The sequence below is a fragment of the Gordonibacter pamelaeae genome, assembly GCF_003340385.1.
Classification (GTDB): domain Bacteria; phylum Actinomycetota; class Coriobacteriia; order Coriobacteriales; family Eggerthellaceae; genus Gordonibacter; species Gordonibacter pamelaeae.
Map to the genome: position 1 here is coordinate 238,495 of NZ_PPTS01000006.1, position 26,690 is coordinate 265,184.

The 26,690-nt window shown below is 65.2% G+C and carries 33 protein-coding genes and 2 tRNA genes; 16 read left to right on the plus strand and 19 right to left on the minus strand.

From position 1 onward, the window contains the following. Positions 1–94 precede the first annotated feature (94 nt). The 13 genes from C1877_RS10895 to C1877_RS10955 all read right to left on the minus strand — a co-directional run bounded on the left by C1877_RS10895 (position 95) and on the right by C1877_RS10955 (position 8,850). A complete protein-coding gene (locus tag C1877_RS10895) occupies positions 95–946 on the minus strand; it encodes an energy-coupling factor transporter transmembrane component T family protein (protein WP_114569169.1) in 852 nt (283 codons plus the stop codon). Positions 947–1,088: 142 nt separating this feature from the next. After that, the gene (locus C1877_RS10900) at positions 1,089–2,813 is read right to left on the minus strand and encodes an MFS transporter (RefSeq protein WP_083808978.1); all 1,725 of its coding nucleotides are present in this window, start codon (positions 2,811–2,813) and stop codon (positions 1,089–1,091) included. 95 nt (positions 2,814–2,908) lie between these two features. Beyond that, a complete protein-coding gene (locus C1877_RS10905) occupies positions 2,909–3,274 on the minus strand; it encodes a hypothetical protein (RefSeq protein WP_015539488.1) in 366 nt (121 codons plus the stop codon). Between the two features lie 118 nt (positions 3,275–3,392). Beyond that, entirely contained in the window at positions 3,393–3,644 is a 252-nt protein-coding gene (locus tag C1877_RS10910; RefSeq protein WP_114569170.1) for a BAG1 BAG family molecular chaperone regulator 1, read from the minus strand. A 197-nt stretch (positions 3,645–3,841) separates the two neighbouring features. Then, positions 3,842–4,120 (minus strand): hypothetical protein, encoded by a 279-nt coding sequence (locus C1877_RS10915; RefSeq protein ID WP_015539486.1) that lies wholly within the window; start codon positions 4,118–4,120, stop codon positions 3,842–3,844. Between the two features lie 211 nt (positions 4,121–4,331). Beyond that, complete coding sequence (rplQ, locus tag C1877_RS15965; RefSeq protein ID WP_015539485.1) at positions 4,332–4,901, minus strand: 50S ribosomal protein L17; 570 nt, start codon at positions 4,899–4,901, stop codon at positions 4,332–4,334. Positions 4,902–4,914: 13 nt separating this feature from the next. Further along, on the minus strand, positions 4,915–5,865 hold the full coding sequence (locus C1877_RS10925; RefSeq protein ID WP_114569171.1) for a DNA-directed RNA polymerase subunit alpha: 951 nt from the start codon (positions 5,863–5,865) through the stop codon (positions 4,915–4,917). Positions 5,866–5,894: 29 nt separating this feature from the next. Continuing rightward, positions 5,895–6,521, minus strand: a complete 627-nt coding sequence (rpsD, locus tag C1877_RS10930; protein ID WP_041239257.1) for a 30S ribosomal protein S4 — start codon at positions 6,519–6,521, stop codon at positions 5,895–5,897. A 19-nt stretch (positions 6,522–6,540) separates the two neighbouring features. Next, positions 6,541–6,939: a 30S ribosomal protein S11 gene (gene rpsK, locus C1877_RS10935; RefSeq protein WP_041239256.1), complete on the minus strand. Its 399-nt coding sequence runs from the start codon at positions 6,937–6,939 to the stop codon at positions 6,541–6,543. A 10-nt stretch (positions 6,940–6,949) separates the two neighbouring features. Continuing rightward, positions 6,950–7,318 (minus strand): 30S ribosomal protein S13, encoded by a 369-nt coding sequence (rpsM, locus tag C1877_RS10940; protein WP_041239254.1) that lies wholly within the window; start codon positions 7,316–7,318, stop codon positions 6,950–6,952. Between the two features lie 18 nt (positions 7,319–7,336). Next, the gene (gene rpmJ, locus C1877_RS10945) at positions 7,337–7,450 is read right to left on the minus strand and encodes a 50S ribosomal protein L36 (RefSeq protein WP_006363204.1); all 114 of its coding nucleotides are present in this window, start codon (positions 7,448–7,450) and stop codon (positions 7,337–7,339) included. 137 nt (positions 7,451–7,587) lie between these two features. Further along, positions 7,588–7,806 carry a translation initiation factor IF-1 gene (infA, locus tag C1877_RS10950; protein ID WP_009306918.1) on the minus strand — a complete coding sequence of 73 codons (219 nt, stop codon included), beginning with the start codon at positions 7,804–7,806 and terminating at the stop codon, positions 7,588–7,590. Between the two features lie 396 nt (positions 7,807–8,202). Then, complete coding sequence (locus C1877_RS10955) at positions 8,203–8,850, minus strand: LexA family protein (RefSeq protein ID WP_015539484.1); 648 nt, start codon at positions 8,848–8,850, stop codon at positions 8,203–8,205. A 161-nt stretch (positions 8,851–9,011) separates the two neighbouring features. On the opposite strand from C1877_RS10955, the gene C1877_RS10960 reads away from it, so the two are divergent. The 14 genes from C1877_RS10960 (at position 9,012) to C1877_RS15190 (ending at position 19,845) form a co-directional block, all read left to right on the plus strand. Further along, positions 9,012–9,599 carry a hypothetical protein gene (locus C1877_RS10960; RefSeq protein ID WP_015539483.1) on the plus strand — a complete coding sequence of 196 codons (588 nt, stop codon included), beginning with the start codon at positions 9,012–9,014 and terminating at the stop codon, positions 9,597–9,599. A gap of 81 nt (positions 9,600–9,680) precedes the next feature. Then, positions 9,681–10,130, plus strand: coding sequence for a hypothetical protein (locus tag C1877_RS10965; RefSeq protein ID WP_147274549.1), 450 nt, complete (start codon positions 9,681–9,683; stop codon positions 10,128–10,130). A 13-nt stretch (positions 10,131–10,143) separates the two neighbouring features. Beyond that, entirely contained in the window at positions 10,144–10,641 is a 498-nt protein-coding gene (locus tag C1877_RS10970; RefSeq protein ID WP_114569172.1) for a hypothetical protein, read from the plus strand. A gap of 74 nt (positions 10,642–10,715) precedes the next feature. Then, positions 10,716–11,090: a hypothetical protein gene (locus tag C1877_RS10975; RefSeq protein ID WP_041239248.1), complete on the plus strand. Its 375-nt coding sequence runs from the start codon at positions 10,716–10,718 to the stop codon at positions 11,088–11,090. A 4-nt stretch (positions 11,091–11,094) separates the two neighbouring features. Next, positions 11,095–11,727 (plus strand): Gp15 family bacteriophage protein, encoded by a 633-nt coding sequence (locus C1877_RS10980; RefSeq protein WP_015539481.1) that lies wholly within the window; start codon positions 11,095–11,097, stop codon positions 11,725–11,727. Between the two features lie 180 nt (positions 11,728–11,907). Further along, positions 11,908–13,740, plus strand: a complete 1,833-nt coding sequence (locus C1877_RS10985) for a phage tail protein (protein WP_041239247.1) — start codon at positions 11,908–11,910, stop codon at positions 13,738–13,740. Position 13,741: 1 nt separating this feature from the next. Further along, on the plus strand, positions 13,742–14,302 hold the full coding sequence (locus C1877_RS10990; protein ID WP_015539478.1) for a hypothetical protein: 561 nt from the start codon (positions 13,742–13,744) through the stop codon (positions 14,300–14,302). Between the two features lie 81 nt (positions 14,303–14,383). Further along, entirely contained in the window at positions 14,384–16,033 is a 1,650-nt protein-coding gene (locus C1877_RS10995; protein WP_114569173.1) for a hypothetical protein, read from the plus strand. Then, positions 16,017–17,078, plus strand: coding sequence for a hypothetical protein (locus C1877_RS11000; protein ID WP_049784061.1), 1,062 nt, complete (start codon positions 16,017–16,019; stop codon positions 17,076–17,078). The genes C1877_RS10995 and C1877_RS11000 overlap by 17 nt, the downstream gene beginning before the upstream one ends. Positions 17,079–17,083: 5 nt before the next feature. Further along, positions 17,084–17,677, plus strand: a complete 594-nt coding sequence (locus C1877_RS11005; protein WP_147274550.1) for a hypothetical protein — start codon at positions 17,084–17,086, stop codon at positions 17,675–17,677. Between the two features lie 22 nt (positions 17,678–17,699). Continuing rightward, positions 17,700–17,978 carry a hypothetical protein gene (locus C1877_RS11010; RefSeq protein ID WP_015539477.1) on the plus strand — a complete coding sequence of 93 codons (279 nt, stop codon included), beginning with the start codon at positions 17,700–17,702 and terminating at the stop codon, positions 17,976–17,978. A 9-nt stretch (positions 17,979–17,987) separates the two neighbouring features. Beyond that, the gene (locus C1877_RS11015) at positions 17,988–18,224 is read left to right on the plus strand and encodes a holin (RefSeq protein WP_015539476.1); all 237 of its coding nucleotides are present in this window, start codon (positions 17,988–17,990) and stop codon (positions 18,222–18,224) included. Position 18,225: 1 nt separating this feature from the next. Beyond that, a complete protein-coding gene (locus C1877_RS11020) occupies positions 18,226–19,206 on the plus strand; it encodes an endolysin-like domain-containing protein (RefSeq protein ID WP_015539475.1) in 981 nt (326 codons plus the stop codon). A gap of 6 nt (positions 19,207–19,212) precedes the next feature. Next, positions 19,213–19,845 (plus strand): phage baseplate protein, encoded by a 633-nt coding sequence (locus C1877_RS15190; RefSeq protein WP_015539474.1) that lies wholly within the window; start codon positions 19,213–19,215, stop codon positions 19,843–19,845. Positions 19,846–19,851: 6 nt separating this feature from the next. Here the strand turns inward: C1877_RS15190 and C1877_RS11025 are convergent. From C1877_RS11025 to C1877_RS11035, 3 genes are all read right to left on the minus strand, one after another. Further along, positions 19,852–19,925, minus strand: a tRNA-Gln gene (locus tag C1877_RS11025). A gap of 178 nt (positions 19,926–20,103) precedes the next feature. Further along, positions 20,104–20,562: a hypothetical protein gene (locus tag C1877_RS11030; protein WP_015539473.1), complete on the minus strand. Its 459-nt coding sequence runs from the start codon at positions 20,560–20,562 to the stop codon at positions 20,104–20,106. A 190-nt stretch (positions 20,563–20,752) separates the two neighbouring features. Beyond that, positions 20,753–20,828: transfer RNA gene (locus C1877_RS11035), tRNA-Lys, on the minus strand. A 305-nt stretch (positions 20,829–21,133) separates the two neighbouring features. On the opposite strand from C1877_RS11035, the gene C1877_RS11040 reads away from it, so the two are divergent. Both C1877_RS11040 and C1877_RS11045 read left to right on the plus strand, forming a co-directional pair. Continuing rightward, on the plus strand, positions 21,134–21,655 hold the full coding sequence (locus C1877_RS11040) for a universal stress protein (protein ID WP_015539472.1): 522 nt from the start codon (positions 21,134–21,136) through the stop codon (positions 21,653–21,655). Between the two features lies 1 nt (position 21,656). Then, positions 21,657–22,925: an MFS transporter gene (locus C1877_RS11045; protein ID WP_114569175.1), complete on the plus strand. Its 1,269-nt coding sequence runs from the start codon at positions 21,657–21,659 to the stop codon at positions 22,923–22,925. Positions 22,926–23,068: 143 nt separating this feature from the next. On the opposite strand, the gene C1877_RS11050 is transcribed toward C1877_RS11045, so the two are convergent. From C1877_RS11050 to groL, 3 genes are all read right to left on the minus strand, one after another. Then, a complete protein-coding gene (locus tag C1877_RS11050; RefSeq protein ID WP_015539470.1) occupies positions 23,069–23,674 on the minus strand; it encodes an HD domain-containing protein in 606 nt (201 codons plus the stop codon). 240 nt (positions 23,675–23,914) lie between these two features. After that, complete coding sequence (locus tag C1877_RS11055) at positions 23,915–24,796, minus strand: putative manganese transporter (RefSeq protein ID WP_015539469.1); 882 nt, start codon at positions 24,794–24,796, stop codon at positions 23,915–23,917. Between the two features lie 247 nt (positions 24,797–25,043). Beyond that, positions 25,044–26,684 (minus strand): chaperonin GroEL, encoded by a 1,641-nt coding sequence (groL, locus tag C1877_RS11060; RefSeq protein ID WP_015539468.1) that lies wholly within the window; start codon positions 26,682–26,684, stop codon positions 25,044–25,046. Positions 26,685–26,690: the final 6 nt, after the last annotated feature.

The window sequence follows — 26,690 nt, forward strand, 5'->3', positions numbered from 1 at the left end:
CGGCGTCCGGGCCCTCGAAAACGAGGGATGCAGCCGCACGACGGCCGCATCCTTCGTTTTTTTTGGCGGCGAACGCTCTTGGAGGCAGCTCCCTCTACAGCGCCACGGCTACCGCCGCGCACAACGCGAGGCCGGCAGCGAGCACGGCCAGGCTGGGACCCGCAAGGCGGCGGTCGTGCAGAGAGGTGCGACGCGGCTCGGCGCCGTAGCAGCGGGCGTCCATGGCCACGGCCAGCGCGTCGGCGCGGCGGAACAGGCCCACGAACAGGGGGATGAGCACGGTCTGCCACGCGCGCAGGCGCTCCCACAGGCCGCCCTCGGAAAACGACGCGCCGCGCGCCTGCTGCGCGTCGTGCACGCGCCCGAGCTCCTCGGCCGTGACCGGGATGAAGCGCAGCGCCAGCGAGAACACCATGGCGATGTCGTCCACCGGCACGCGCAGCCGTCGCAGCGGGCGCAGGAAGCCCGAAAGCGCATCGGTGAGCGCGGTGGACGTGGTGGTGTACGTGACCACGAGGCTGGCCGTTACCAGCAGCACGATGCGCGCCGCGAAGAAGCACCCGCGCGCGAGGCCTGCGGGCACGAGACCGAACGACCCGACGAGCGCCACCGGCGGCAGGCTGCCGAAGGGCCCCGGCTCGTGTCCCAGCAAGGGCGGCGGCGCCCCCGGAGCCGCCTGGCCCACATCGAAGGCGAACCCGTTGAACACGACCGCGAACGCCGCGAGCACGTACACGGGCACGAGCAGCGCGAAGAACCGCCGCAGGGGAATGCCCGACGAAGCCGCTGCCGACGCGAACAGCGCGGCGCACAGCACCAGCCCCGCCCATGTGTCCACGAGGAACAGCGTGACCGAGTACGCCGCGAGCAGCACGATCTTCACGCGCGCATCGCACGCGTGGACAACAGAGGTTCCGGGGATGTAGGAGCTGACGTTGATGCGCATGCTGGCAGTATGCCACAAGTGCCGGCCGCCCGCCGCGCATGGGGTGACAATTCCGCGCGTTCAACGGAAGGCGCCGTCAGCAGCCGCGTCGCTCCTCCGCACGCTCGCCGCTCCCGCGCCCGCTCCCGCGCCCATGCCCGCGCTAACCGCGGTCCTCCCGATAGAGCGCGAGCAGCGCCAAGCCAACCAGCGAGCACGCTCCCACCAGCAGAAACGCCCCGCGGAATCCCTCGTCCAGCGTGCTCTGGAACGTGTCCTCGATGGTCCCCGCCCGCTCGTCGATGGCGGCAAGGTACTGGTCCTCGGCGGCATCGACCGCCTCGGACGGCATCCCGGCGGCCGTCGCCTCCTGCTCGATCTCGGTCTTCGCCAGCGTCTTCACGTTGCCGACGATCGTCGTCACGTCCGAATTCTCCATCAGCTGCTGCAGGTCGGCCGGCAGTCCCGCTCCCCCGCCCTCCCCGCTGGCCAACTGCGCCATCGAGGGCCCGTTCGGCACGTCGGGCAGCACGCCCATGATGCGGTCGGGCACCGCCATGCCCGCATGCGCGATGAACGCCACCAACACCGCAGGCGCCACCGCCGTCCCCACCGAGCGCACGAGCGACAGAGTTGCGAGCGCCGAGTTCGACTCGCTCTCCTTCGTCTTCGCCAACATCATGTAGTTGAGCGGCGTGCCGATGGTGAACCCCATCCCGATGCCGATGGCCACCAGGCTGACGATAAGCGTCACCAGGTTCGCGAACCGCGTGGCCACGAGCGCCAGGAACAGCGCGACGGCGGCCGAGGCGGCAAGCCCGAAGGCCAGGACCGCCTTCACGCCGAACCGATCGATGAGCTTGCCCGATACCGGGGCTCCCACGCCCGCGAACGCCGCGAGGACGATCACCACGTAGCCGCCGCTGCCCGAGGGCAGCTTCAGCACGTTCTCGGCGAACTGGGGGATGAAGATGATCCCCATCAGGATGACGCCCGTGATCACCGACAGCACGAGCGTGACGAGGATGTCGCGGTTCCGGAAGTACGACAGGTTCAGCACCGGGTCGGCCGCCCTCCGCTCGATGAGCACGAACAGCGGCAGCAACACGACGAAGGCCAGCAGGAACGGCCATACGTCCGTCGACGCGACGGAAGCGCCCACGTCGAAGAAATCGAGGTTCTTCAGGCCGTACAGCAGCGCGAGCACCATCGTCACGAGCACCGCGATGCCAAAGCCGTCGATGGGCTTCACCTCCTCGGCACGCGTGTTCGGCAGCACGAACACCCCCACGGCGACGATGGCCGCGCAGATGGGAACGTTCACGTAGAAGATGAACTGCCAGTTCGTCTGGCCGAACAGCGAGAGCATCAAGCTGCCGGCCGATGCGCCGAAGATGTTGGCGATGCCGTAGACGCCGCCCACCAGGCCCAGCGCCAACCCGCGCTTCTCGGGAGGGAACGTGGTTCCGAACTCCGCGGTGGCCACCGGCACGATGCCGCCTCCGCCGACCGCCTGCACGGCTCGCGCGCCCAACAGCATCCAGAAGCTTCCCACGTCCTGCGCAAGGCCGCACAAAAGCGACCCCGCACCGAACAGCGCGATGCTGACCAGGTATATGCGCTTGCGCCCCGAGCGGTCGGCCAGCTTGCCCATCACCGGGATGGCCGCGGCGTAAGCCAGCGTGTAGACGGTGATGATCCACACGCTCATCTGGTCGGTGATGCCGAGGTCGCCCTGGATGACGGTGCGCGCGGGCGTGACGATGCCGGTGTCGAGCGCGCCGATGAACAGGCCCAGCAGGTACACGACGGCGATCAGGACGAATCCCTTGCCATGCCCGGCCCGAACGGCCCGGCTCGGGGAGGGAGATGCAGCGGAAGAACCCATGGAACTGCCTTTCAGACGGTGCGGCCGAACGGATGGAAAAGAGAAGCCCGCAGCTCATGCTACGGGCTTCGGAGGGGCAAGGGCGCGCGTGGGCGCTACATGCGTTCCTTCATGTTCTCGGCACCCTGCTTCACGTTGTCCTTGGCGTCGACGGCAGCCTCCTTGATGGCCTCGCCGGCCTTGCCGAGCGATTCCTTGACGGACTCCATGAAGCCCTCGGACTTCTGGTCCTTGCGGTTCTCGTGCTGCTGCGCGCGAATGGCGCCGTCGGTGCTGCCCGTCTGCTGCGCCACCTGGTGCTCGCGGTCGGCGGCGGCGTCCTCGGCGCGGCGCTCGTTCACGCCCGCCTTCGCCTCGTGGAAGGCATCCTTCACGTTGTTCTTCACGTCGTGGGCCATGTCCTTCGCACCGTTCTTCATATCGACGGACGCGTCGCCCGTCTTGTAAGCCTGATCGACCATGTTGGTCTCCTTTCGGGAAGGTTCTGTGTCATCCCCATTCTAGGGATGGGATGCGCGGCGTCGGCTTCCGGGGGAAAACGGCGCCGCAACAGTTCGCGCACAGAGGTGCCGGCTCCCCCTAGTCGCGCTCGGACGCGTCGTTGGCCAGGCGCTCCGTCTCGCCTTCGGCCTCGTCGAAGTCGAACGCGGTGGCGGCGGCCTCCACGGACTCCTTCTCGTTGCCGTCGCCATCGACGGCCTCGACGTACTCCTCGGCCTCCTGCTTGACGGCACGCTCGATGCTCTCGAGGTCGTCGGCCGCCTCGCGGTTCAGCTCGTCCGCTTCGTCCGCGTCGATGCGGATATCCTCTTTCGTCGTGGTCTCGGCCATGGTACGGCTCCTTTCGTCGGGAATCCCGCCAGGGGAAGATTAGCTGTCCAGCCTATTGTAGCCACCGCCCCGACAGGGCCGGTTTCCGCGCGCTGACGAACGCGCAACGCTTGGATTCGTGGCAAGAGACGGCGTCCGATGCATCGGCTGGGCAGCGGTGCGGCGCTACCGAGGCACGCCAGCGGGCGGCAAGCCCGTCACTTCCGCGTCGCGCCGTGGCGCACGTTGCCGAACAGGTTGATCACGGTATCCCTCACGTGCTCGATGAGCACGGGTATCTCATGGCGCACTTCGACCGCAGCCTGCTGGGAGTGGTGCGCCACCTCGCCGGCAAGCCCCTGCGCATGGTCGCCCACGTCGCTGAACGCGTCCTGCGTGTGCTGCTGCAGTTCGCCCGCCATGTCCTTCATGTGCCATGCCACGTTCATCTTGCCGTCGGTTGCCGGTTTCCCGTCTGCGGTTCCACGGTCTTCCATAAGAGCCTCTTTCCTTGCTGCGGATTACCGGCGGGCCGAGTCGCATGCCCGCTCCCCCTATGGTAGTCCAGTGCGCGGAACCGCCGTGCAACCGCGGGAAAACGCGTCCTTGACGCGTTGGTGGCGGCGCTTGCCCAAGCGCCGCCACATGCAAAACGGGAGCCCGTGGGCTCCCGTTCGAATACGTGCTTATGTGCAGGTTGGGGAAAGGCTACTCGGCCTTCTCCTTCTCCACAGCCTCGGCCTCGGCGGCCTCCGCGTTCTCGGCGGCGGCTTCCTCGGCCTGGTCGGCAGCCTCCTCGGCTTCGACCTTGGTCTCCTCGGCCTTCGCCTCGTCGTCGGCCTTCTCGACCTTCTTCGGGGCGGCCTTCTTCACAGCCTTCTTGGCGGCGGGCTTGGCCTCGTCCTTCTTCGCCTTCACCGGCTCGGTCACCAACTCCATGATGACCATGGGGGCGTCGTCGCCCTTGCGGGGGCCCAGCTTCATGATGCGGGTGTAGCCGCCCTGGCGGTCCTGGAACATGCCCTGCGCGACCTTCTCGAAGATCTCGCGCACGAGTTCCTTGTCGCCCAGCGCCGCGATGGCAAGGCGGCGGGAATGCAGGTCGCCGCGCTTGGCCCACGTGATGATCTTGTCAACGTCGGGGCGGATCTCCTTGGCGCGCGAGTCGATCGTCTTGATGCGGTCGTTCGCCAGCAGCGCGCACACCAGGCTCTTCTTCATGGCCTTGGTATGGCTGGTGTCGGTGCCCAGCTTGCGCCCCTTCTTGTAGTGTCTCATGATCTCGTATCTCCTAAAGCTTCAAATTGAGGTCCATGGAAATGAGCTTGTCCTTCACTTCCTCGATGGACTTCGCACCAAAGTTCCTAATGTTCAGCAAGTCGTTTTCGGAGAACTCGACGAGCTGGCGGACGGAATGGATGCCGGCGCGCTTCAGGCAGTTGTAGGAGCGGACGGAAAGGTCCAGGTCCTCGATCTGCTTGTCCAGCTCGGCATTGGACTCCTGCCCCTCGGGAGCGAAGATGGAAGGAACCTCGCCTTCCTCCTCGTCCACGATGTCGGACAGGCCCAAAAACGCCCCCATGTACTGGTTGATGATGTTGGCGGCACGGCACACGGCCTCGGAAGGCGCGATGGAGCCGTCGGTCTCAACCTCCAGCACGAGCTTGTCGTAGTCGGTGCGCTGACCCACACGGGTGTCGGTGACGTTCAGCGTGCACCGGCGGACCGGCGAGAACAACGAGTCAACGTGGATGACGCCGATGGGGTCCTCGGTGCGCTTGTTGCGCTCCGCGGACACGTAGCCGCGACCCACCCCGATGCGGATCGTCATGTCCAGCTGGCCGCCATCGGCGACCGTGGCAATGACGTGCTCGGGGTTCACCAGCGTGAACTCGGTGGGGATGTCCAGGTCGGCACCCGTCACCGTGCAGGGACCCTCGGCGGACACATGGGCCGTGGCCTCCTCGATATCCTCGCTGAGTGCCGAGAACACGAGGCCCTTCACGTTCAAGACGATGTCCGTGATGTCCTCGATGACGCCCTCGGCCGTCGTGAACTCATGCTGCACGCCCTCGATCTGGATAGCGGTGGCTTTCGCCCCGTCCAGCGACGAGAGCAGCACGCGGCGCATGCAGTTGCCCAGCGTGTAGCCGTACCCACGCTCGAGCGGTTCCACGACGAAACGCGCGACAGTTTCGTTGACTTCTTCCGTTGTTACCGTAGGCCTCATGAACTCTGTCATGTTGTGTAAGCCTCCTTACTATGCCGCGATTATTTCGAGTAAAGTTCGACGATGAGCTGTTCGCGAATGTCCAGATCGATTTGATCGCGTTGCGGGAGAGCAAGCACGTTGCCTTGCAGTTTCTCGATGTCGACCTCGAGCCAGGCCGGCACCTGCACGCGCTCGTTGGAGATGAGCGCGCTCTTGATGACCAGCAGGTCCTTGGCCTTGGGGGCCACGGCCACCAGGTCGCCCGCCTTCACGCGGAACGACGGGATGTCCACGCGGCGGCCGTTCACGGTGATATGGCCGTGACGCACCTGCTGACGAGCCTCGGCGCGCGACTTCGCGAAGCCAAGACGGTACACCACGTTGTCCAGACGGCTCTCGAGGATGCGCAGCAGGTTCTCGCCCGTGACGCCCTGCTGGCGGCCGGCGATCTCGTAGTAGTGATGGAACTGCTTCTCCAGAACGCCGTAGATGCGCTTGGTCTTCTGCTTCTCACGCAGCTGCAGACGGTATTCGCTTTCCTTGATACGCTTCTTGCCGGCCTCGCCGGGCGCGTAGTTGCGGCGCTCGATCGCGCACTTGTCCGTGTAGCAGCGGTCGCCCTTCAGGAAGAGCTTCGCACCTTCACGACGGCACAAACGGCAGTCCGCTCCAGTATAACGAGCCATAATACTTCGATCCTTTCAGTTACACGCGACGACGCTTGCGCGGACGGCAACCGTTGTGCGGAATGGGTGTGCAATCCTGAATGCTGGAGACTTCCAGGCCGGCGGCCTGCAGCGAGCGGATGGCCGTCTCGCGACCCGAACCCGGGCCCTTGACGAACACCGCCACCTTGCGCAGGCCATGCTCCATGGCCGTCTTCGCGGCGGCCTCGGCGGCCATCTGCGCGGCGAACGGCGTGGACTTGCGGGAGCCCTTGAAGCCAACCGTGCCGGCGGACTGCCAGGAGATCACATTGCCCTGGGGATCGGTGATGCTCACAATGGTGTTGTTGAACGTAGACTTGATGTGCGCGGCGCCCACGGCGATGTTCTTACGCTCGGAACGCTTGATGCGCGTGCGCACGTTTTTCTTTGCTGCCACTTAAGCTACCTCACTTCTTCTTTCCGCCGATTTGCTTACGAGGACCCTTGCGGGTACGCGCGTTCGTGTGCGTGCGCTGTCCGCGAACGGGCAGGCCGCGACGATGGCGCAGGCCACGATAGCAACCGATCTCCATGAGGCGCTTGACGTTCTGGGAAACCTCGCGGTGCAGGTCGCCCTCCACCTTGATGTTCTCCTGGATGTAGTCGCGCAGCTTGGTCAGATCGTCCTCCGTGAGGTCCTTGATGCGGACGTCGGGATCCACGCCGGTTTCGGCGAGTATCTTTTTGGAGGTGGTCAGACCGATGCCGTAGATGTAGGTCAAGCCGATTTCAACGCGCTTGTCGCGAGGAAGGTCGACACCAACAAGACGAGCCATAGATGATTCTCCTCTTTCCTAGCCCTGACGCTGCTTGTGGCGCGGGTTCTCGCAGATGACGAGCACCTTGCCATGGCGTCGGATGATCTTGCATTTGTCGCACATTTTCTTGACCGAAGGACGTACCTTCATAATCAATTCCTTTCGGTTTATGTGTACCTTAGTCTATTCATACGCCCAGCCGCAGGCGGTTGTTTTCGTGCTTGTTGTGTGCCGCATGGCACACAAAATGCGCACACCTGGTTCACAGGCCGTGCAGATTTGCGCGCTTACTTGAAGCGGTACGTGATGCGCCCGCGGTTCAAGTCGTAGACGGACAGCTCCACCGTCACCTTGTCCCCCGGGAGGATCTTGATGTAGTGCATACGCATCTTGCCGGAGATATGGGCCAATATCTTGTGGCCATTTTCGAGCTCCACCCTAAACATAGCGTTCGGCAACGCCTCCAGGACGGTCCCCTCGAGCTCGATAACATCTTCTTTGGTCAAAAGTGCTCCTTCAAGCAAATCGTCACTAAACAGCAACCATAGATGATACCAAAAGTTCCAGGGAAAGGGAGAAGAAAAATAAACGAGCGCACAACACCAACAAACCCGCTGGTTCGAAGTCACCTGCTTGCCAGGCGTGCGGTTCGATGCCGCGCGATCCTCGCCCAAGAAACGGGACCGCCAGGTATTCGCGCTACGCGCAGCCGCCTTGTCGGCTTGGGGGAAACGGGCCGCCGTGCGACGCCGCTGTCGATGGCACTATTGTAAGGGTTTCCGGCGCCCGGTCAAGCGGCGGGCGGAAAAGACCACGCGCCGCAGGCGACGACCTTGCAGCGCCGCCTGCGAAGCGGACGGACAGCCGGCGTGCGCCCCGGCGGGTTTCCGCGACGAAGCCTTTTACAGCCGCTCGTCGTTCACCAGGTAGTGCCACACGGCCTTGCCGAGGATCCTCACCTGGGGCGCATCGGGGTCGCTCGCGTCGATCGAGCGGTCGCGGTGGGAGGGGTTGTTGCTCTCGGGGTGGAGCACGATAGTGTCGCCTGCGAAGAAGATGCGCTTCATGGTGGCGTCATCGCCGTTCACCGTGACCGCCACGATATCGCCGCTGCGCACCTCGGCGCTCTTGTCGAAATAGACGAGCGAGCCGTTCGGCATGATCTTGTCCATGGAGTCGCCCGACACCGTGAGGAAGAAGCCGTCCGGATGGCTCTCGGCGACAGGCGGGATGACGTAGGCCTCCTCGGTCACGGGGAGCATCTCGAGCGCGTCGCCTGCCGATATCCGCCCGTACACGGGGGCGGTGAGCGACGTGACCTCGTAATGGACGGAGCCTGCCACGAAGCCATCCGCCGCGTTGTCGATGAGGGAGCTCTTGCTGATGCCGAAATAGTCGGCCATGCGCTGTATCGCGCCCATACGCGGGACGGCCCGGCCGTTCTCCCATTGGGAGACCGCCATCGGGGAAACGCCGGCGATCTTCCCCAGCTCCCCCTGCGTCAAGCAGTGCTCGACCCGCAAGCGCTTTATATTGCTGCCCAATTCCATGACGTCCACTTTCTTCCACAGGGTTCCTTTCGACTATATTCTACAATATTTTAACTTTACTTTTAGTATAAGTTTAATTATAGTTTCCGCAGCACGCAACTATAATTCTTACGCTCAACGTCGTGCCCCTTTCGATTCCTGACCAGCAGAAAGGACTGCGCATGAACGTAACGGCAGCAGTGGGCGAGCAGGATGACGCCCTGCGCCCTTGGACCGAGGCCGAGGAGACGTACCTGGCAAACGCTGCGGGAATCCTCTCCCCCGAGAACCTGGGCCGGGCGCTCGGCCGCACGGAGGCCTCGGTGGAGGAGGCGGCCGGGCGGCTCGGGCTCGACGTGCGGTGCGACGGGTCTTCCTTCGTCTGGTGCGACCACTGCGCTACGTGGAGAACCCGCTTGAACAGCCGCACCGGATGGTGTCGCATCTGCACGATGCGCGAGCAGCTGCGGGGGCGCGAGCGGGCCTGTGCCGAGGCCCTTGCCGCCATGGCGCCCTCCGAGCGCGCCGTCTACGAGAAGACGGAGGCCGAGCGCCAGTCCAAGCGCCTGCCGCCCCACCCCGTCAAGCGGCTCGTCTCCGCCACACCGGACGGCAAGCCGCGCATCGAGGAGGCGCGCTACCTCGCGGAAGTGGAGGAATGGGAGTACCGCGTGCTCAAGCTGCGCTACGACGCCGCCAAAACCCGCCTTAGGCGCATGCGTGAGAAGACGGGTGCGAACCCCCGGAAGGCAGGCCGGCGAAACGGGTGACACCTCCGGCATCCTATGACCACCGCGAGCGCCCACCCGGCGAGCGCGCAACAAGCGAAACGCGATACCCCCGGAAAGGAGGTGACTGGATTGACGGACTCCCGCACGGCCCAGGCCGATGTCGCCACCTGCGTGTTCAGTGTGCTGAAGACGATTGTAGAAGGCGATCCCGGCGTGGCTTCCTGCACCTACGAGCAGACGCCCACGGATGCCCAGGGGCTTCCCTGCATCACGATGCAAACCCTCGACGGCACTCCCGTGGAGCGCCGCTACTTGGACGGAGGCCGCGTGGAGAACTACCGCTTCGCCCTGCTGCTGCGTCGGCAGGCCCTGGAGGACCAGGACCGGCTCGACGCCCGCGCCCTGCTCGAACGCCTGGCATCGTCGCTCGCGGAAGCAGACGTCGAACTGGGCGAGGGCCGCACAGCTTGGGACCTGTCCCTGGACACGCTGCCCTACCGCGCCGAGTCGGCGGCCGACTATGCCGACTGGAAGGCGGAACTGACCTTGAAGTACCAGACAAACCGATGAAAGGAACCGAACTATGAGCGAGAACGCCGCACCCATCTGGGGCAACGAACTGGAGTACTACATCAACACGGGCACGAACGAGGCAGCGGCCTGGACGAAGGTGACGGAGCTCCTGACGTGGGAGCCCAGCGCCGAGCCCAAGACCTACGAGCCCGCCTGGCTCGACCGCAAGGTCTCCCCTGTGTTCGTGCAGGGACGCACCTGCTCGATCAACTGGACGAAGGACACGGTGAAGAACGGCGCCCTGGAGGCATGGGTCATGGAGCACCGCAACGAGACCGACGTGGCGTGCGAGGTGTGCCGCGTGTTCACGTGGCTGGGCACGGCTGCGGCGCAGACCGCCGACATGGCCTCCTTCCTGTTCAACCCCGCCGATCCCAGCAACGCCAACGGCGGCCAGCCGGTGGTGACGGGCGGCACGCTGAACATGGCCGACGACGGTTGGACCGAGGGCACGTGGAACCCCTCGACCAAGGCCTTCGCGGCGGGCAGCGCACCGGCCCAGGCGTAGCGCGGCAGCACGACCAGACGAATGCAACGGGCGGCCGCCCAGCCGCGGCCGCCCGAACGACGAAGGAGGATCTTGTGGGATTCGAGTTTTCGAGCCATACCGTTACCGTGGAGATAGGCGGCAAGCCCTACGTCATCAACATGGGCGATGCGGACATGCTGGACAAGGTGGAGCATTGGAGCGACAAGCTCGCCGGCACCGATTACCGGGGATTGAGCGAGGGGCGCCTGAACGCGCTCTCCGCCGACGTGCGCAACTACCTGATGGCACTGCTCGGCAAAGAGCAGTTCGAGCAGGTGTTCGAGAACCGCCCGTTCGACTTCATCGACGGCTTGGAGCTGTTCGCCTTCCTGTACGCCGAGATCGCGAAGAGCCGCGTGGACGCCTCGTTCAAGGCCACGCTGGGCAAGTACCTGCCCGACCTGGACTGGCACGACGCCGAAGCATAGGGCCATGGAGCCGAACATCCTGCTCGAACGGGCGCCGTCGGCCGTGCCGGTCGGCAACGCATGCGTCCCTCTCAACACGTCCCACCGTACCGGCATCCAAGCCATGCGCCTCGCCGACGACCCCTTCGTGGGCGACGAGGAGAAGGCCCGCGCGCTGCTGTTCCTTTACTTCGGACGGCCCGACGGTCGCACGGGGCGGCTCGCCCTCCCCGACGCCGTGGCCGAGAACCCGCAGCTGGGCGTGGAGGCCGCGCTCGCGTTCTTCAACCTGAACGAGCCGAGGCCGCCCGAGGTTCCCGGCACGCGACCTGCCGCCGGCACGCGGGTGTTCGACCGGGATTGGGACGCGGGGCGTGTGGCCGCCGACTTCCAACGCGAGTACGGCCTCGATCTGACCGACCGCGGCTTGCGGCTGCACTGGTGGCGCTTCTGGTCGCTGCTGCGCAACCTGAGCGAGTCATCGCTCACCATGCAGGCCGTCGGCGTGCGCGGCACCGTGCCCGACGAGAAGAAGATGGGCCGCGAGGCGGTGGAGAGCCTCATGAGGCGCAAGGCCGCCCTCATGCTCCCCGCCCGCACCGAGGAGGAGGCCCTGCAGCTGACCCACCTGAGGTACCGGTGGGCGCTGGAGGTGTGACAACCGCGCAAAACAAGCCAGAGTAAAACCAATAGGAACCAAGCTGGAAAGGAGACGAGCCTTGGATACTGTGCGCGAAAAAACAAGGGCACCGGCGCGTATGCATAACGAAATTCTCGCAAACGATGCGAGTGGAGCCAAAAGCCTCGAAAGAAAAAACCGCAGGAAAGGGGGCGTCCCATGTCGGACATCAGCGTTGCCATCGGAGTGACCATAAACGCATCCCGTTACGAAGCAGCCCTCGCGTCCATCGCCACCGCCACAAATCGGCAGATCGGAGCTCTCGCATCAGCCTTTGCGGCGCTTAACGGCGTTGCCGGTGCCGCCGAAGCCGTCAGGAATGCCGCTTCGCAGATCACCTCCTCCTTTGGAGAAATCGGAAATGCAGCATCGAAATCACTCGACACGGCGAGCGGCGCTATCGCCAAAACCGCCGACGATGGAAGCAAAGCGTTGTCCGTGTTCGATACCATCGGGAAAACCGCAAGCGCAATGGCGAAGGGCTTGGGAAAAGCAGCCGGCACCGTTAAAGCAGCATCGAAAGAACTGCTCTCGCTTGGCACGTCCGCTTTGCAGGGAAACGACGGAATCCAGGAAATGGCGAGCGGCGTAATCGCCAACATGGGCACGCTCACCGCCTCGCTGCCCTTGTTGGCCTCGCAAGCAACCGCTGTCCTGCCAGCATTCGCAGCCCAGGTTGCAGATGCCGCGCCAGGACTTATCGATGCCCTCGTCGGTGCTTTCAACCAAGTGGCTACCGCCCTTCCCGAAATCATTCCCCAGCTTGTGGAGGGAATAGCCAGCATAGCGGCCCCGATGGCGGAGGCACTTGTCGAGCTGGCCCCGGTATTGGTAGCTGCCGGAATCGAGCTTTTTGCAGGGCTGGTTGAGAGCCTCGCCGAAGTCGTGCCCTTGCTCGTCGAGCAGCTGCCGGTGTTCATCGAAGGCATTTGCACCGCCCTAATCGAGAGCATGCCGATCCTCCTCGAAGCAGGCCTTCAATTCTTCATGGCGCTTGGACAGGCGCTCATCGAGGTATTGCCGCTGCTTCTTGAGCAACTCCCCGACTTCATTGCGGGCTTCATCGAAATGCTCGTCACCTTTTTGCCACAGCTCATAGAGGGTGCCATGCAATTGTTCACCGCTTTCGTAGAAGCGCTGCCGCTCGTTATCCCCGCCCTTGTCGAGGCCATCCCGACGGTTATCCAGGCAGTGTGCGACATGCTCCCAACGCTCTTCCCCCTTATCCTGTTCGCCGCCGTGCAGCTCTTCCTTGCCATCGCGCAGGCGGTTCCCCAGATCCTCGAGGCACTTATCCCGGCAATAGGAGCGCTTATCCAGGCAGGCATCGACCATCTGCCCACCTTTTTGGAGAACATGGGGAATGCAGCGAAGGAGCTGTTCCGCAAGATCGCCGATGCGGTTCCCAAGGTGCTGAACGACCTGAAAAACGCTCTTGGCGAGCTGATCTTGGCCGGAGCTGCCAAAGTTGGCGAGTTCGCCAACGACATGATAGCCGCAGGCGAGAACCTCGTGCACGGCATCGTCGACGGCATCGGAAATGCAGCCCGCAGCGTCATCGATGCCATCGGAGGCGTCATCAACGATGCCATAGGGTGGGCGAAATCGCTTCTCGGCATCGCCTCCCCTTCGAAGGTGTTTCGCTCTATCGGCGGGTACGTTTCGGAGGGCTTCGCCGACGGCATCGCGGCCAAGGCGGGCGAGGCAGTGGGCGCCATGAAGGCGCTGGCCGACGACGTGGTCGACGCGGCCAAGGCCGACCTTCCGGCCATCGAGGTGCCGGTGGGCTTCAACGTGCGGAAGCTCTCGGCGGGATCGCTCGGCGGGTTCGGCTTCGCCGCCGCCTTCGCCGCGGCGCCTGCAGGCGGACAAACCACGAACAACTACTACACGATCGAGAAGGTGGACCTTTCGGGCGATCCTGCCGCAGTGAAGGCGGCGGGCACGCTTTGGAACGGCGTTCGCCGGCAGATGAGAATGGGGGCGATATAACATGGCAACCTGGTCGGGATGGAGCAAGCCTTACGGCGACAGCCGCGCCATGGCCGTGGGCGTGGACGCATGGATCAGCTCGTCGAGCGACACCGAGGTGTACATCACCGTCAGCGCATTGGCCAAGTCGGGCGATGCGGGTACCTGGGAGGCGGCCTACCAGTACGGCGTGATGACGCAGGACGGCCACGCGACCGCCGGCAACCGCGGCGCCGAGTGGAACGAGGCGGGCCGCGGCGTGCTGAACGCAGGCAACGGGGTGGCGCAGGGCCAGCACACCTACGGACCCTTCACGCGCGAGACATCCGCCTATAACGTGACCTGCTGGGGCAAGGCGTGGGGCGAGACGGTGAACGGCTACGGGGCCTGGGCCGGAAGCGCCGAGGTCTACACCACCGTCACCGTGCCCGCGCGGCCGGTGTACGCGCCGCCCGCGGCAACGGGCGTGACGAACACCCGGCAAGACGACAGCCGCAACGTGGTGGCCTGGGCGAACCACAGCGATACCACCCACCCCTACGACTCCATCAAGGTGGAGCGGTCAATCGACGGGGGCAGCTGATCCCAGATTGCCAGCATCTCGGGAGCCGCAACCTCGTACGTCGACGCCTCGACCGCGGCGAACCACGCCTACGCCTATCGCGTGCGCGCCCAGAACGCCGCCGGCTTCAGCGCCTACGCGACGAGCGGAACCACGTACAACACCCCGGCGGCACCCCGTGGCATCGTTGCCTCGCGCTCGGCCGTGAACACCGTGATGCTCACCATCGACAACCCCGCCCTCACCGCCACGGCGCTGGAGCTCCAGCGCTCGGCCAGCGGCACGGACGGATGGGCTGCCGTGAAGACCGTTCCCGGCTCCCCCGTCGCCGAGGCGGAGGACGAGCCAGGCGGCGGCACGTTCTACTACCGCGCGCGCAACACCCGCGCATCGCTCGCCTCCGATTGGTCGGCCGCCTCCAACAAGGTGGTGACCATCGTCGCGCCGGCGGCGCCGAGCCTCATCGCGCCGGCCTCGGGCGTGACCCTGCCCAAAACGCAACCGACCGTGTCGTTCTCCTGGAAGCACAACCCCATCGACGGGTCGGAGCAGAGTGCGGCCCAGCTGCAGCACAGCGTGAACGGCGGGTCGACGTGGACGGCAGTGCAGGTGACGGGCGATGATCAGGAAACGGCCGTCGCCAACAGCTGGGAGAAGAACGCCATTGTGACCTGGCGCGTGCGCACGAAGGGCGCCCATGCCGACTACGGTCCCTGGTCATCCGTGCAGGCGTTCAAGGTATGCCAGGTACCCAGCGTGGCCATTTCCTCGCCGGCGGCCGACGGAACCGTGCTGAACGACGTGCCCTTGAACGTGGCCTGGACCTATACGGACGAATCCGGTACGCAGCAGCGCGCCGCCCTCTCCATCGCCGACTCCCAGGAGCGCGAGCTTTGGAGCACCGTCGTGCAGGGCCCGACCGCCTCGCTTTCCATCCCATCGTCGGAGCTGCTGCCGGAGAACCACGGGAGCTTCCGCATCGCGCTCACCGCGTACTCCACGTCCGGGCTGGCGGCTTCGGCCTCGCGCACGTTCTCGACCGATTACGAGGAGCCGGCCGAGCCGGGCCTGCAGGTTGAGGTGGACCCGGTGCGCGGCAGCGTTGCAGCCACCGTGTTCGAGGGCGCAGCCGCGACCGGCGTGCCGCGCACGGCCTCGCTCGGCCTGTTCCGCGCACGGCCGGACGGCACGCTGCTGTGCCTGGCCGACGGCGTTGCGTCGGGCACCGGCGTGACCGACCTGTATCCTCCGCTCGATTGCGACCTTTGCTACCTCGCCGTCGCCTACACCGAGAACGGGCTCACCGCGCGCACCGAGCGGGCCGCCCGCGTGCCCTCGGGCGGCGCCGTGTTCTTCAACTTCGGAGACCACGGCTACGCCGACGTGGCGAAGGTGGCTATGGACGTGGAATGGAGCACGTCGGTGGCAACCGACAGCGAGGTGATCGACACGGCGGGAGCGGAGGACCCGCTGGTGTTCTTCGGCACGGCCAAGTCGGTGGAAGGCGGCGTGTCGGGCGACGTATGGCGCAACGCGGCCAACGCGCCCGCCCGATGGAGCGACGAGGCTTGCCGCGCGGAGGCGTTCGAGCGACTTGCGGCCGATACCGGCATCAAGATCGTGCGCTACCCGAGCGGTTCCGTCATGCCGGCGCATACCTCCTGCAAGACGGCGACGTCGGCCGCCAACGGCCTGGTGTCGTCCGTAGAGGTAACGGCAAGGAAGGTGAGGGCAGATGAACTGGTTCTCTAGCGGACGCGTGGACACCTTCCGCTTCGTGCGGGTGCGCTGGGGCACCTGGACGGAGACGGAGGAGCTGGAAGGCATCATCGGCGGCACGCTCGAGCGGAACGACTCCACCGCCATCAAGGCCTCGGGATCGCTCGACTATATCCTTGAGCCCGCCTTGGGCAGCGACCTCGTGCGCGTCTACTCCGACAGCTACTACCCGCCCACGGGCGAGCGCACGAGCATCGCCCAGGGAACGTATTTGGCGTCCACGCCGTCGAGCACCTACCGGGGCGCCATCGAGGAGGGAACGGCCGACCTGTACGGTGTGCTGCACGTGCTGGCCGAGGATTCCTTCGCCGAGCCGCTCGTCGTGCCGGCCGGCACGCGGGCGGTCGACAAGGCAGCGGAGATCGTGCGCGAGGCAGGGCTGCCGGTCGTCGCATCTGAGTCCCCCGCCACGCTCGGGTCGCCGGCGGTGTTCGACGACAAGGACACGAGCAAGCTGGACGCGGTGAACTGGCTTCTGGACTTCGCCGGTTTCGCCAGCGCGGGCTGCGACGGCTACGGCACGGTGCTGATGCAGCCCTACCAGGATCCCTCCCTGCGGCTGCCCGTCCTGGCCTTGGAAGACGACGGGGCGTGCATCTTCCGCAGCGGCGTGGTGCGCGAGTACGACACGTTCGACGTTCCCAACGTGGTGGTGGTCGTCTGCTCGAACGCGCAAGCCGGCTCGATGACGGCCAAAGCCGTGAACGACGACCCGCAAAGCGCCTTCTCCACCGTCGCCCGCGGACGCGAGATCGTGCGCAAGGAAACCGTCTCGGACATCGCCAGCCAAGAAGCCCTGCAGGCCAAAGCGGAGGCGTTGCTGGCCGCAAAGACGTCGATGGTCGAAGGGTTCGAGATAACCCACGCGTTCGTCCCGCTGGAAATGGGCGATGTCTGCTCCCTCACGTACCGCAAGGCCGGCGTGCACCGCGACGACCTCGTGGCCGTGCGCCAATCCCTGAAGCTGAAGCCCGGCATGGAGTGCACCACGCGCTTCCGCCGCTTCCCGAGGAGCTGATGGCCATGGATGCTTTCGACATCGCCCTGCTCATGGCGAACCAGCATGCCGACAGCCCGGTGAGGATGCGCTACGGCACCGTCGTCGGGGCGTGCGACGAGAGCGTGCTCTCGGTGGTTCCCGACGGTCAGGAGTCGCCCGTGCCCGCCGTGAAGTGCTGCCTCCCCGTGGAGGGGAGCCGCGTGGTGCTGCTGGTTAACGGCACCGAGTGGCTGGCGGCAGCCGTCGTAGGAGGCGATTGTCCCTATGGCGTAGGGGACCTGTGGATCACCCTCTCAAGCGACGATCCTCGCAATCGCTGGCGTGGGACCGCCTGGGAGCGCGTGCTCGACCGCATGCTGCTTGCGAGCGGCAAGAGAGACGTCGCAGAAACGGGAGGCGAGGAGGAGCACACTCACTGGCTGCCCATCGGCGACGAACCAGGATTGGGATACCTATCTGCAACAACCAGCCTGCACCATCGAGACGTAAACGTGCCTCATCAGATACACGCAGAAAACAGCTGGATCGAAGCAGGAATAACGAGTCAAACCTGCTCGTATGAAGCATCGAGCATGCCTCCCTACTTGGTTGCGCATATGTGGAAGAGAATTGCTTGACGTAAAGGAGGACTCCCTACCCATGGACAAATGCCCCGAGCACAGCGCTCATGACCAGCATCTCGATCGGCTCGATGCGCGCGTCCTCGAGCTTGAGGACGCGAACAAGGAGCTATCGCGGTTCACCGAGCGCATCACGGTGCTCGTGGACAAATACGACGAGACGCTCGACGACCACGCCGCGCGCCTCGCCGCCCTCGAATCGATCCCGGCGAGGCGGTGGGAGCAGATCGCCAACTACACGCTGACCGCCGCGCTCGGCGCTGCCGCCGGGATCGTACTCGCCCACTTCGGACTCTAAGGAGCCTACATGAACGACAATGCGAAACAATGGCTGCGGGCCGCAGCCATCCGCGCCGCCAAGACGGCTGCGCAAGCTGCCATCGGCACCATCGGGGCCTCGACGGCACTCGGTGCCGTGGACTGGCCGCTGGCCGCATCGGCAGCGGCTCTCGCTGCAATTGCCTCCCTGCTGACCAGTATCGGAGGCCTTCCTGAAGTAGACGGGGGATCAACCCTTCCGTCGCTCGCGAAAGGAGGCGAGTGACATGGCCGCGTCGAACGAGGTGGCCGCGCACATCATGGAGCACCTGGTGGCCCATGACGGCGACGGCGGCCACGGGTACAGCCAAGGGTCGAACCGCTGGGGCAACGGCGTACTGGAAACACTGGAGATCGACGGTCACGCCTATCGCTTCGCGGGGGGCGACCGCGATTGCTCCTCCGGCGTTATCAGCGCCTACGAGGCGGCCGGAGTGGATTGCGGGGGCGCCACTTACACCGGCAATATGCGCGTTCGCCTGTGCAGCACGGGCAACTTCGAGTGGAAGCCGATGAGCTACACCGCGCAAAGAGGCGACATCTACTTGAACGAGCGGAGCCACACCGCACTATGCAAGTCGGCCGTACCCGACATGCTCATGCAGTTCAGCATCGACGAGAACGGCGGCATCATTGGCGGCCGCGAGGGCGACCAAACCGGAAGCGAGTCTAACACGCGACCCTACTACGACTACCCTTGGGACGGCATACTGCGCTTCGTTGGGGAAGGAGGCGCGCCTGCGCAGGGATCTCAGAGCAGCACGATACCGGACATTCGCTACCGTGCCTGCTCGCAAGCCCAAGGTTGGCTTCCGGAAATGGTAAACCACTTCGACCCCTCGGGCTCGGGCGACGACTACGCCGGCGACGGTTCCCCCATCGTGTACCTGGCGGTGGACATGCCGGGTTGGTACCAGGCGCGCACGCAGTCGTCTGGCTGGCTCCCACCCGTACGCGGCTACGACGCCGATGACCTGGAGTACGGCTGCGCGGGAGACGGAACGCCCATCACCGGCATCCGCTGCTACTATGAAACTCAAAACCCCGCGGCCACCGGCTGGCTCGCCATCGAGTACGCCGTTGCGAACGTCGGCTGCGGGTTCCTGCCGAGCATGCGCGACTTGGCGGACACGGGCGGGTCGACCGACGACTACGCGGGCAACGGTGGCGTTATCAGCGCCTTCAGGGCCAGAATCGTCCGAGTGTAGGCCCTTATGGACGCCTACGATATCGCCTTGCTCATGGCCAACCAAGACCCCAGCAGGCCTTTGAAGATGCGCTATGGGACGGTGGCCGACAACACAGGAAGCCTGCTGCAGGTCGTCCCCGACGGGCAGACCGAAACGACGCCTGTGGTGAAATGCTGCCATCCCTTGAAGGGCGACCGTGTGATCCTGCTGGTAAACGGCACCGAATGGCTCGCCATTTCCGTAATCGGTGGCGAAAGCGCCCCGCCCCGCGTGGGACAGCCGTTTATTACCGCCGCAAGCGAGGACCCTCACATTGTTTGGCCGAATACCAGATGGCGCAAGCTGGAAGACAGGTTCATCCTAGCGTCCGGGATGCATTCCCGAGGAACAACCGGAGGCGAAGCCGCCCATACGTTAAGTTTGGCTGAAGTGCCTGCTCACGACCACAAGCCAAACGTTTGGGATGCTGTCATTGCACCCGGTTACTGGCAAGGAACCATTTCTGCGAGTACCGTTACAACAGGAGGAAATCTAGAAGCCTACAACAATATCAACAGGAATACCCAAGACTACCCGACGACTTCCTCAGGAGGGAGCCAGCCTCACAACAACATGCCGCCTTACGAGGTATTCGATATCTGGATTCGCATTGAATGATCAAACTGGCTGGGCCACCAGGATTCGAACCTGGATAGCTGGTACCAAAAACCAGAGTCCTGCCGTTGGACGATGGCCCAGTCTCGGAAACGCCCGCCGCAACCCGGAGCAGATGGCGGGCACGCGCCGATGCTTTCAGCCGGCATCGGCAAGTCACAAGCGCGTCTGGTGATTTTACCTGTTAAGCAAAGGCTTGGCAATGGCCGGTTATCCGGCCATTGCCAAGCTGCAGCCTCGAGTCAGCGAGCGCACTGAAGATTACTGGCGCTCCATCTTCACGGTAGTCGTCGTTCCCAGGGCCGATGCCTCGTAGCTGAGGATGCCGTTCTCGTACGTGAACGTCTTGGTCTCGTCTCCCGAGGCGAGCAGGGCGTTCGCGGTCTTGGAGGTATCGTTGACAGAATCCCACGTGTAGCTCTCCGTCGCCTCGGTCGGCGCCTCGTACGTGCCTGACCAGTAGAGCGACTTCGTATCTCCGCCATCGCTCACCCAGTTGATCTCGATAACGTTGTCCTGAATGGTAGCCTCCTGGTAGCTGTCCTCGGACTTGGAGTTGACCTGCTTCCACTCGCCGCTCAGGTCGAGCGGCTTCTTCTGCTCTTCCTGCTGGGGCGCATCGGACGTCGAGCCGTCGGATCCGCCCGAGGCTCCTCCCCCGCATCCGAACAGGAACAAAGCCAATGTTCCGCACAGCGCCACCATGAGCATTTTCTTCATCGGTGCCTCCTTCGGGATCGTTTGCGATCTCAAGCGCCCTCGCGCTCGGTTCCAGCTTAACGTGCAAGGAGGCTGTTGCACAATACTTTGGCTGCAAGGATTTAGGTAACGTCTTGCGAAGCGGGCAAGCGGCAAAACCTGCCCTTTTGTAACAAAGGCCAGCCGATTGCCGGCTGGCCTGCTGTTTCCATGGTGGGCCGTGAGGGAGTCGAACCCGCGACCTTGGGATTAAAAGTCCCCTGCTCTACCAGCTGAGCTAACGGCCCACGTCTGCAATGCGCGAGTATCTATTCTAGCCGGGGCGGGTGAGACGGTCAATGAAAATGTTGGCAACGCCCACCTGCGCACGAGAAGAGCGCAGTCTGCGGCACCACAAAAGGGTGCCCCGGCAAAATGCTGAACGGGGCGCGCCGGCCAAGGTGCCCATTCCGCCCCCCGGTTGAAACGAAGCCGTAACATGCGCGCCGGCTCGGCGGTACTACAATCGAATGGCATGCATAACCTGCGACGCTTCCGCGCGGTATCCCCGCCGTCGCCCGCCAGCCCGCCCTCCTGAAAGGCCGTGATAGCCATGTGGTGCTCGAAAGTGCTCGTTGCCTACGACGGATCGACCCCTTCCGCGAAAGCCCTCGACCTCGCGCAGTCCATCGGCGCACAGGATGAGCGCATCGAGCTGGTGTTCGCGCACGTGCTGAAGCTGTTCGCCCTGGGCACCGGGGCCGAGGGTCCGCTTATCGAGGAGGCGAACCGCGTGCACGCCGCACTCCAGCAGCTGGCCGAGCGCGTGCCGAACAAGGCCCATGCGCACCTGCTGAAGGGCACGTCGCCGGCCGATCTGCTGCTGAAATGCGCCGAGGACGAGGGCTGCGACCTCATCGTCATGGGCAGCCGCGGCAAGGGCGGCGTGAAGGGGTACCTGGGCAGCGTGAGCTACGCCGTGGTGCAGGGCTCCCCCGTGGCCGTGCTCATCGCAAAGGATGCGCCCGGCGCAGGAGCGGTCAGCGCGTCCACGACACCCGCGGCGGAAACCCCGCGCACGGGCCCCCAGGGCGCGAACCCGTCCGGCACATCGGCCGACCAGGCGGCACGCTAGTATGTCGACCGCAGCGCAGGCTCGGCTCTGGACGAAGGACTTCACGCTGGGCACAGCCGTGAACTTCCTGCTCATGGTGAACTACTACGGCCTCATGGTCGTGGTGGCCGACTACGCCATGAAAACCTACGACGCCCCCGCCGCCACGGCAGGCCTGGCCGCGAGCATCTTCATCATCGGCGCCCTCGCCGCGCGTCTCGTGAGCGGGCGCATCATGGACAAGGTGGGCCGCAAGCGCCTGCTGGTCGCGGGCGCGATCGGCGAGGTGGTGTTCTCGGTGCTCTACCTGGCGGGGCTCGGGCTCGCCCCCCTGTTCGCCATCCGCCTGCTGCACGGCTTCGCCTACGGGGTGTGCTCCACCACCATCGGCACCATCGTGACGGCGCTCGTGCCGGACAGCCGCAAGGGCGAGGGCGTGGGCTACTACATGCTGTCCGTGACGCTGGGCGCGGCCATCGGCCCCTTCCTGGGCATGTTCCTGTCGCAGAACGCCGGCTTCTTCCCCCTGTTCGTGACCACGGCCGTCGTGGCAGGCTTGAGCCTTTTGGCCGCCGCACAGCTGAAGGTGCCCGAGGCGGCGCAGGAAAGCGACGAGGACATCGAGGAGGCCGCGGAGGAGATCGCGCGCGACGAGCGTGACGAGCGCGCCGGCGACTTCCGCGTGCCGCGCTTCGATCTGGGGAACTACCTGGAGTCCAGCGTACTGCCCATCGGCGCCGTGTGCGCGCTGCTGTTCTTCTGCTACTCCAGCCTGCTGGCGTTCCTCACGCCCTTCGCCGCCGAGAGCGGGCTCGCGCAGCCCGCGAGCTTCTTCTTCGTAGTGTACGCCGTGGCCACGTTCGTCACGCGGCCCTTCACGGGGAAGCTGTTCGACCGCAAGGGCGACCGCGTGGTCATGGTGCCGGCGTTCGTCGCATTCATCGTCGGGATGGGCCTGTTGGCAACCGTGTACCGACCTGCAGCTATGCTCATAGCGGCAGCGCTTTTGGGCTTCGGCGTGGGCACCGTGCAGGCGAGCGGGCTGGCGCTGGCCGTGCGCATCGCCCCCGACGAGCGGCTGGGCCTGGCCAACTCCACGTTCTACATCCTGCTGGACGTGGGCGTGGGCTTGGGCCCGCTGCTGCTGGGGCTGGTGCAGCCGGTGCTGGGCTTCCGCGGCCTGTTCGAGGCCATGTCGCTGGTGGCCATCGTCGCGCTGGCAGCGTACCTGTTCGTCAGCCGCAAGCGCGGCACCATGCGACGCCGGCTGAAAGAAGCGGACGAACCGTAGGGCCCGCTGAAGACTTAGGAGACCTTCGACCGTGAGTCTTGTCGACCGCGCTCCCGCCCGAGTGCGCGGCCGGGCGCAAAACGTGCGCCCTCCTGCGGCAGGCGCGGCAGGAGGGCGCACGGACAGGCGTGGGAGGATGCCCCCTACCCCTCGGCGGGGACGAACGTGTCCTTGTCGGGGGCGAAGGACTGCATGGCCTCGATGGTGCGGGCGAACAGCTCGTCCAACTCCCAGCCCAGCATCTCGGCGCCGGAGCGGATGACGTCGCGGCTGACGCCGGCGGCGAAGCGCTTGTCCTTGAACTTCTTCTTGAGCGACTTCACCTCGAAGTCCATGACGCTCTTGCTGGGACGCATGACGATGGCCGCGCCGATGAGGCCCGTGAGCTCCTCGGTGGCGAACAGGATCTTCTCCATCTGCAGCTCGGGCTTGGGAAGCTCCGGGTTGAAGTCCGACGTGTGGCTCTGGATGGCGCGGATGAGCTCGGGCGTGCCGCCGGCGGCCTCGATATCCTTGGCCGCGTAGATGGTGTGCAGCTCCGGCTCGTCGTCGTGCTCCTCCCAATCCAGGTCGTGCAGCAGGCCCACGAGACCCCAGAACTCAACGTTGTCGGGGTCGTACTCGCGCGCGAAGTAGCGCATGGTCTGCTCCACCGTCTCGGCGTGCTCGATATGGAACGGGTCCTTGTTGTGCTCCTGCAGCAGCGCGAACGCCTCGTCGCGCGTCATGCCGGCTTCAAGCGTGGACATGGGATGCTCCTCTCGTTTTGCGGTCTGGTCATACTATAGCGGTGAGGGCGCTTCGAAGGCCAGAGGCCTATCGGCAATCTTCTTCGGAATCCGAAGGAGATCTGGCCCGGATGTAATATTCCGGTCATTTCTGTGCATTTCCTTTTACGTGTTTTGAACTGGGCTTATACGTCATTTTACCTGATCAAAAGCTTGCACAGAAATGACCGGAATACTACCTTTGCCACCGCATCCGCGGCCCTAGAACACGATGCCGAGCGCGTTCGCGATGAGGCCCCAGAACACGCCCATCGCATACAGGCCGACGATGATGGCAACGTTCTGCTTCCAGTGGCGGTTCGTGCGCACGAGCACCAGCAGGCCCACGCCCGCGCTCACCAGCAAGCCGGCCAGCATCGCGCCCGAGCCCAGCACGCCGCTCACGTACAGCTGCGCGATGACCACGCTGGCCGCGCAGTTGGGCACAAGGCCCACCAGCGCCGATCCGAACACCGAGAGCACCGGGTTCGCGCTCAGGAACTCGCCGAGCGCGTCCTCGCCCACCACCTCCAGCACGCCGTTCAGCACGATGGTGATAACGAAGATGAACACCGTGACCTGCAGCGTGTGCTTGAGCGCGCTCTTGAGGATGCCGCCCTCGCCGTCATGGCAGTGGCAGTGGTCGCGCTCGCACAGGTCGTGGATGTGCAGCGGCGCGTCGATGCGGCGCGCGAGGCGCATGCCGGCGTCCACCACGAAGCCCATGACCATGCCGACGACGATCTTCGCGCCGAGGATCTTGAGGATCACGATGAGCGGCACCTGCTCGGCGATGAAGATGGGCAGCATCTCGTCGGACGTGGACAGGAACACCGCGAACAGCGTGCCCAGCGTGATGACGCGCCCGGCCCAGAGCGTGGCCGCCACGGCCGAGAAGCCGCACTGCGGCACCACGCCCACCACCGCGCCCACGATGGGCCCCGCAGCTCCCGCGCGCTGCACGGCCGCCTGCGCCTTGCCACCGGTCTTGTGCTCGAGCCACTCCATCACCAGGTAGGTGACGAAGAGGAACGGGATAAGGTAGAGGGTGTCGGCAACCGAATGCTCCAGGACGTGCCCGGCTATGTGCGTGAATTCTTCCATAGGTTCGTATTGTAGTCCAACGAGGGCGCCGGAGGCACGGCGTAGCCGAACGGTCACATGGAACCAGCGCGGACGGATCTCATCCTGCCGATTTCTGCCAGCAAGAGGCGAGGGTCGAGCGGAACGAAGGGAGGCGGCCCATCGGCCGCCTCGCTTTCCGAGTTAGGGATACGCCGGCCGGGCGCGTTTGCGCCCGGCCGGCGTCAGGTGGTTCCGGCGGCCGGGTGGCGGCCGGAACCGGGGGGTCTTACATCATGCCGCCCATACCGCCGCCGGCACCGGCCATGGCAGCCAGGGCCGCCGGATCCGGGTCCTTCGGGATGTCGTTGATGGTGGCCTCGGTGATGAGGATGAGGGCCGCCACGGAAGCAGCGGACTGCAGCGCGGTGCGCGTGACCTTGACGGGATCGTTCACGCCCATCTCGATCATGTTGCCGTACTCGCCGTTGGCGCAGTTCAGGCCTTCGCCCTTGCCCATGCCCTTCACGCGCTCCACCACGACGCTGCCCTCGAAGCCCGCGTTCTGGGCGATGGCGCGCATCGGAGCCTCCAGCGCCTTGCGGATGATGGCCACGCCGACTTCCTCGTCCTTGTCGACCGACGAGATGTTGTCGAGCGCGGGCAGCGCGTCCACGAGCGCCACGCCGCCGCCGGCGACGATGCCCTCTTCCACGGCCGCGCGGGTCGCCTGCAGGGCGTCCTCGATGCGGGACTTCTTCTCCTTGAGCTCGGACTCGGTCGCGGCGCCCACCTTGAGCACGGCCACGCCACCGGACAGCTTCGCCAGGCGCTCCTGCAGCTTCTCGCGGTCGAAGTCGGAGTCGACGCGCTCGAGCTCGGCGCGGATCTGATGGATGCGGTCCTCGATGTTCTTCTTGTCGCCGGCGCCGTCCACGATGAGGGCGGTGTCCTTCGTGACCTTGACCGTCTTGGCATGGCCCATCATGTCGATGGTGGCGTCGGCCATGGTCATGCCGAAGTCCTTGTCGATGACCTGCGCGCCCGTGACGGCCGCGATGTCCTCGAGGATGCGCTTGCGGCGGTCGCCGAAACCGGGGGCCTTGATGGCGACGCAGTTGAACGTGCCGCGCAGCTTGTTCAGCAGGATGGTGGCCAGGGCCTCGCCCTCCACGTCCTCGGCGACGATGAACAGCGGACGGCCGGAGCGCATGACCTCCTCCAGCAGCGGGACCATGTCCTGGATGCTGGTGATCTTCTGGTCGGTGAGCAGGATGTAGGGGTCGGAGAGGACGGCTTCCATCTTCTCCATGTCGGTAGCCATGTACGGCGAGATGTAGCCACGGTCGTACTGCATGCCCTCGACGATGTCGAGCTCCAGGTCGAACGAGGCGGCGTTCTCCTCCACGGAGATGGCGCCGTCGTTGCCCACGGCGTCCATGGCCTCGGCAATCTTCTCGCCGATCTCGGCGTCGCCGGCGGAGATGGTGCCGACGTTCGCGATCTGCTCCTTGGTGGACACGGGCGTCGCGTCGGCCTTGATGGCGTCGACGATGGCGTCGGTGGCCTTCTGGATGCCGCGGCGGATGCCCAGCGCGTCGGCGCCGGCCGTGACGTTGCGCAGGCCCTCGGACACGATGACGTCGGCCAGCAGCGTGGCGGTGGTGGTGCCGTCGCCGGCCACGTCGTTCGTCTTCACGGCAACTTCGCGGACCAGCTGGGCGCCCATGTTCTCGATCGGGTCCTCCAGCTCCACTTCCTTGGCCACGGTCACGCCGTCGTTCGTGATGGTGGGGGCGCCGTAGGACTTCTCGAGCGCCACGTAGCGACCCTTGGGGCCGAGCGTCACCTTGACGGCGTTGGACAGCTTGTTGACGCCGGCCGCGAGCGCGCTGCGCGCGTCGGCCTCGAACTTGATCTCTTTAGCCATAGTGTG

Coding starts and splice junctions, on each gene's coding strand:
- C1877_RS10970 (WP_114569172.1), top strand. CDS start 10,144: ATGAGCGAGAACGCCGCACCCATCTGGGGCAACGAACTGGAGTACTAC.
- C1877_RS11030 (WP_015539473.1), bottom strand. CDS start 20,562: ATGAAGAAAATGCTCATGGTGGCGCTGTGCGGAACATTGGCTTTGTTC.
- C1877_RS11045 (WP_114569175.1), top strand. CDS start 21,657: ATGTCGACCGCAGCGCAGGCTCGGCTCTGGACGAAGGACTTCACGCTG.
- C1877_RS11000 (WP_049784061.1), top strand. CDS start 16,017: ATGAACTGGTTCTCTAGCGGACGCGTGGACACCTTCCGCTTCGTGCGG.
- rpsD (WP_041239257.1), bottom strand. CDS start 6,521: ATGGCTCGTTATACTGGAGCGGACTGCCGTTTGTGCCGTCGTGAAGGT.
- C1877_RS10960 (WP_015539483.1), top strand. CDS start 9,012: ATGAACGTAACGGCAGCAGTGGGCGAGCAGGATGACGCCCTGCGCCCT.
- rplQ (WP_015539485.1), bottom strand. CDS start 4,901: ATGAGACACTACAAGAAGGGGCGCAAGCTGGGCACCGACACCAGCCAT.
- C1877_RS10985 (WP_041239247.1), top strand. CDS start 11,908: ATGTCGGACATCAGCGTTGCCATCGGAGTGACCATAAACGCATCCCGT.
- C1877_RS11015 (WP_015539476.1), top strand. CDS start 17,988: ATGAACGACAATGCGAAACAATGGCTGCGGGCCGCAGCCATCCGCGCC.
- C1877_RS10910 (WP_114569170.1), bottom strand. CDS start 3,644: ATGGCCGAGACCACGACGAAAGAGGATATCCGCATCGACGCGGACGAA.
- C1877_RS10980 (WP_015539481.1), top strand. CDS start 11,095: ATGGAGCCGAACATCCTGCTCGAACGGGCGCCGTCGGCCGTGCCGGTC.
- C1877_RS11020 (WP_015539475.1), top strand. CDS start 18,226: ATGGCCGCGTCGAACGAGGTGGCCGCGCACATCATGGAGCACCTGGTG.
- C1877_RS10915 (WP_015539486.1), bottom strand. CDS start 4,120: ATGGAAGACCGTGGAACCGCAGACGGGAAACCGGCAACCGACGGCAAG.
- C1877_RS10905 (WP_015539488.1), bottom strand. CDS start 3,274: ATGGTCGATCAGGCTTACAAGACGGGCGACGCGTCCGTCGATATGAAG.
- C1877_RS11050 (WP_015539470.1), bottom strand. CDS start 23,674: ATGTCCACGCTTGAAGCCGGCATGACGCGCGACGAGGCGTTCGCGCTG.
- C1877_RS10895 (WP_114569169.1), bottom strand. CDS start 946: ATGCGCATCAACGTCAGCTCCTACATCCCCGGAACCTCTGTTGTCCAC.
- C1877_RS10900 (WP_083808978.1), bottom strand. CDS start 2,813: ATGGGTTCTTCCGCTGCATCTCCCTCCCCGAGCCGGGCCGTTCGGGCC.
- C1877_RS10990 (WP_015539478.1), top strand. CDS start 13,742: ATGGCAACCTGGTCGGGATGGAGCAAGCCTTACGGCGACAGCCGCGCC.
- C1877_RS10955 (WP_015539484.1), bottom strand. CDS start 8,850: ATGGAATTGGGCAGCAATATAAAGCGCTTGCGGGTCGAGCACTGCTTG.
- C1877_RS10925 (WP_114569171.1), bottom strand. CDS start 5,865: ATGACAGAGTTCATGAGGCCTACGGTAACAACGGAAGAAGTCAACGAA.
- C1877_RS11040 (WP_015539472.1), top strand. CDS start 21,134: ATGTGGTGCTCGAAAGTGCTCGTTGCCTACGACGGATCGACCCCTTCC.
- C1877_RS15190 (WP_015539474.1), top strand. CDS start 19,213: ATGGACGCCTACGATATCGCCTTGCTCATGGCCAACCAAGACCCCAGC.
- rpsM (WP_041239254.1), bottom strand. CDS start 7,318: ATGGCTCGTCTTGTTGGTGTCGACCTTCCTCGCGACAAGCGCGTTGAA.
- C1877_RS11055 (WP_015539469.1), bottom strand. CDS start 24,796: ATGGAAGAATTCACGCACATAGCCGGGCACGTCCTGGAGCATTCGGTT.
- C1877_RS11010 (WP_015539477.1), top strand. CDS start 17,700: ATGGACAAATGCCCCGAGCACAGCGCTCATGACCAGCATCTCGATCGG.
- rpmJ (WP_006363204.1), bottom strand. CDS start 7,450: ATGAAGGTACGTCCTTCGGTCAAGAAAATGTGCGACAAATGCAAGATC.
- groL (WP_015539468.1), bottom strand. CDS start 26,684: ATGGCTAAAGAGATCAAGTTCGAGGCCGACGCGCGCAGCGCGCTCGCG.
- C1877_RS11005 (WP_147274550.1), top strand. CDS start 17,084: ATGGATGCTTTCGACATCGCCCTGCTCATGGCGAACCAGCATGCCGAC.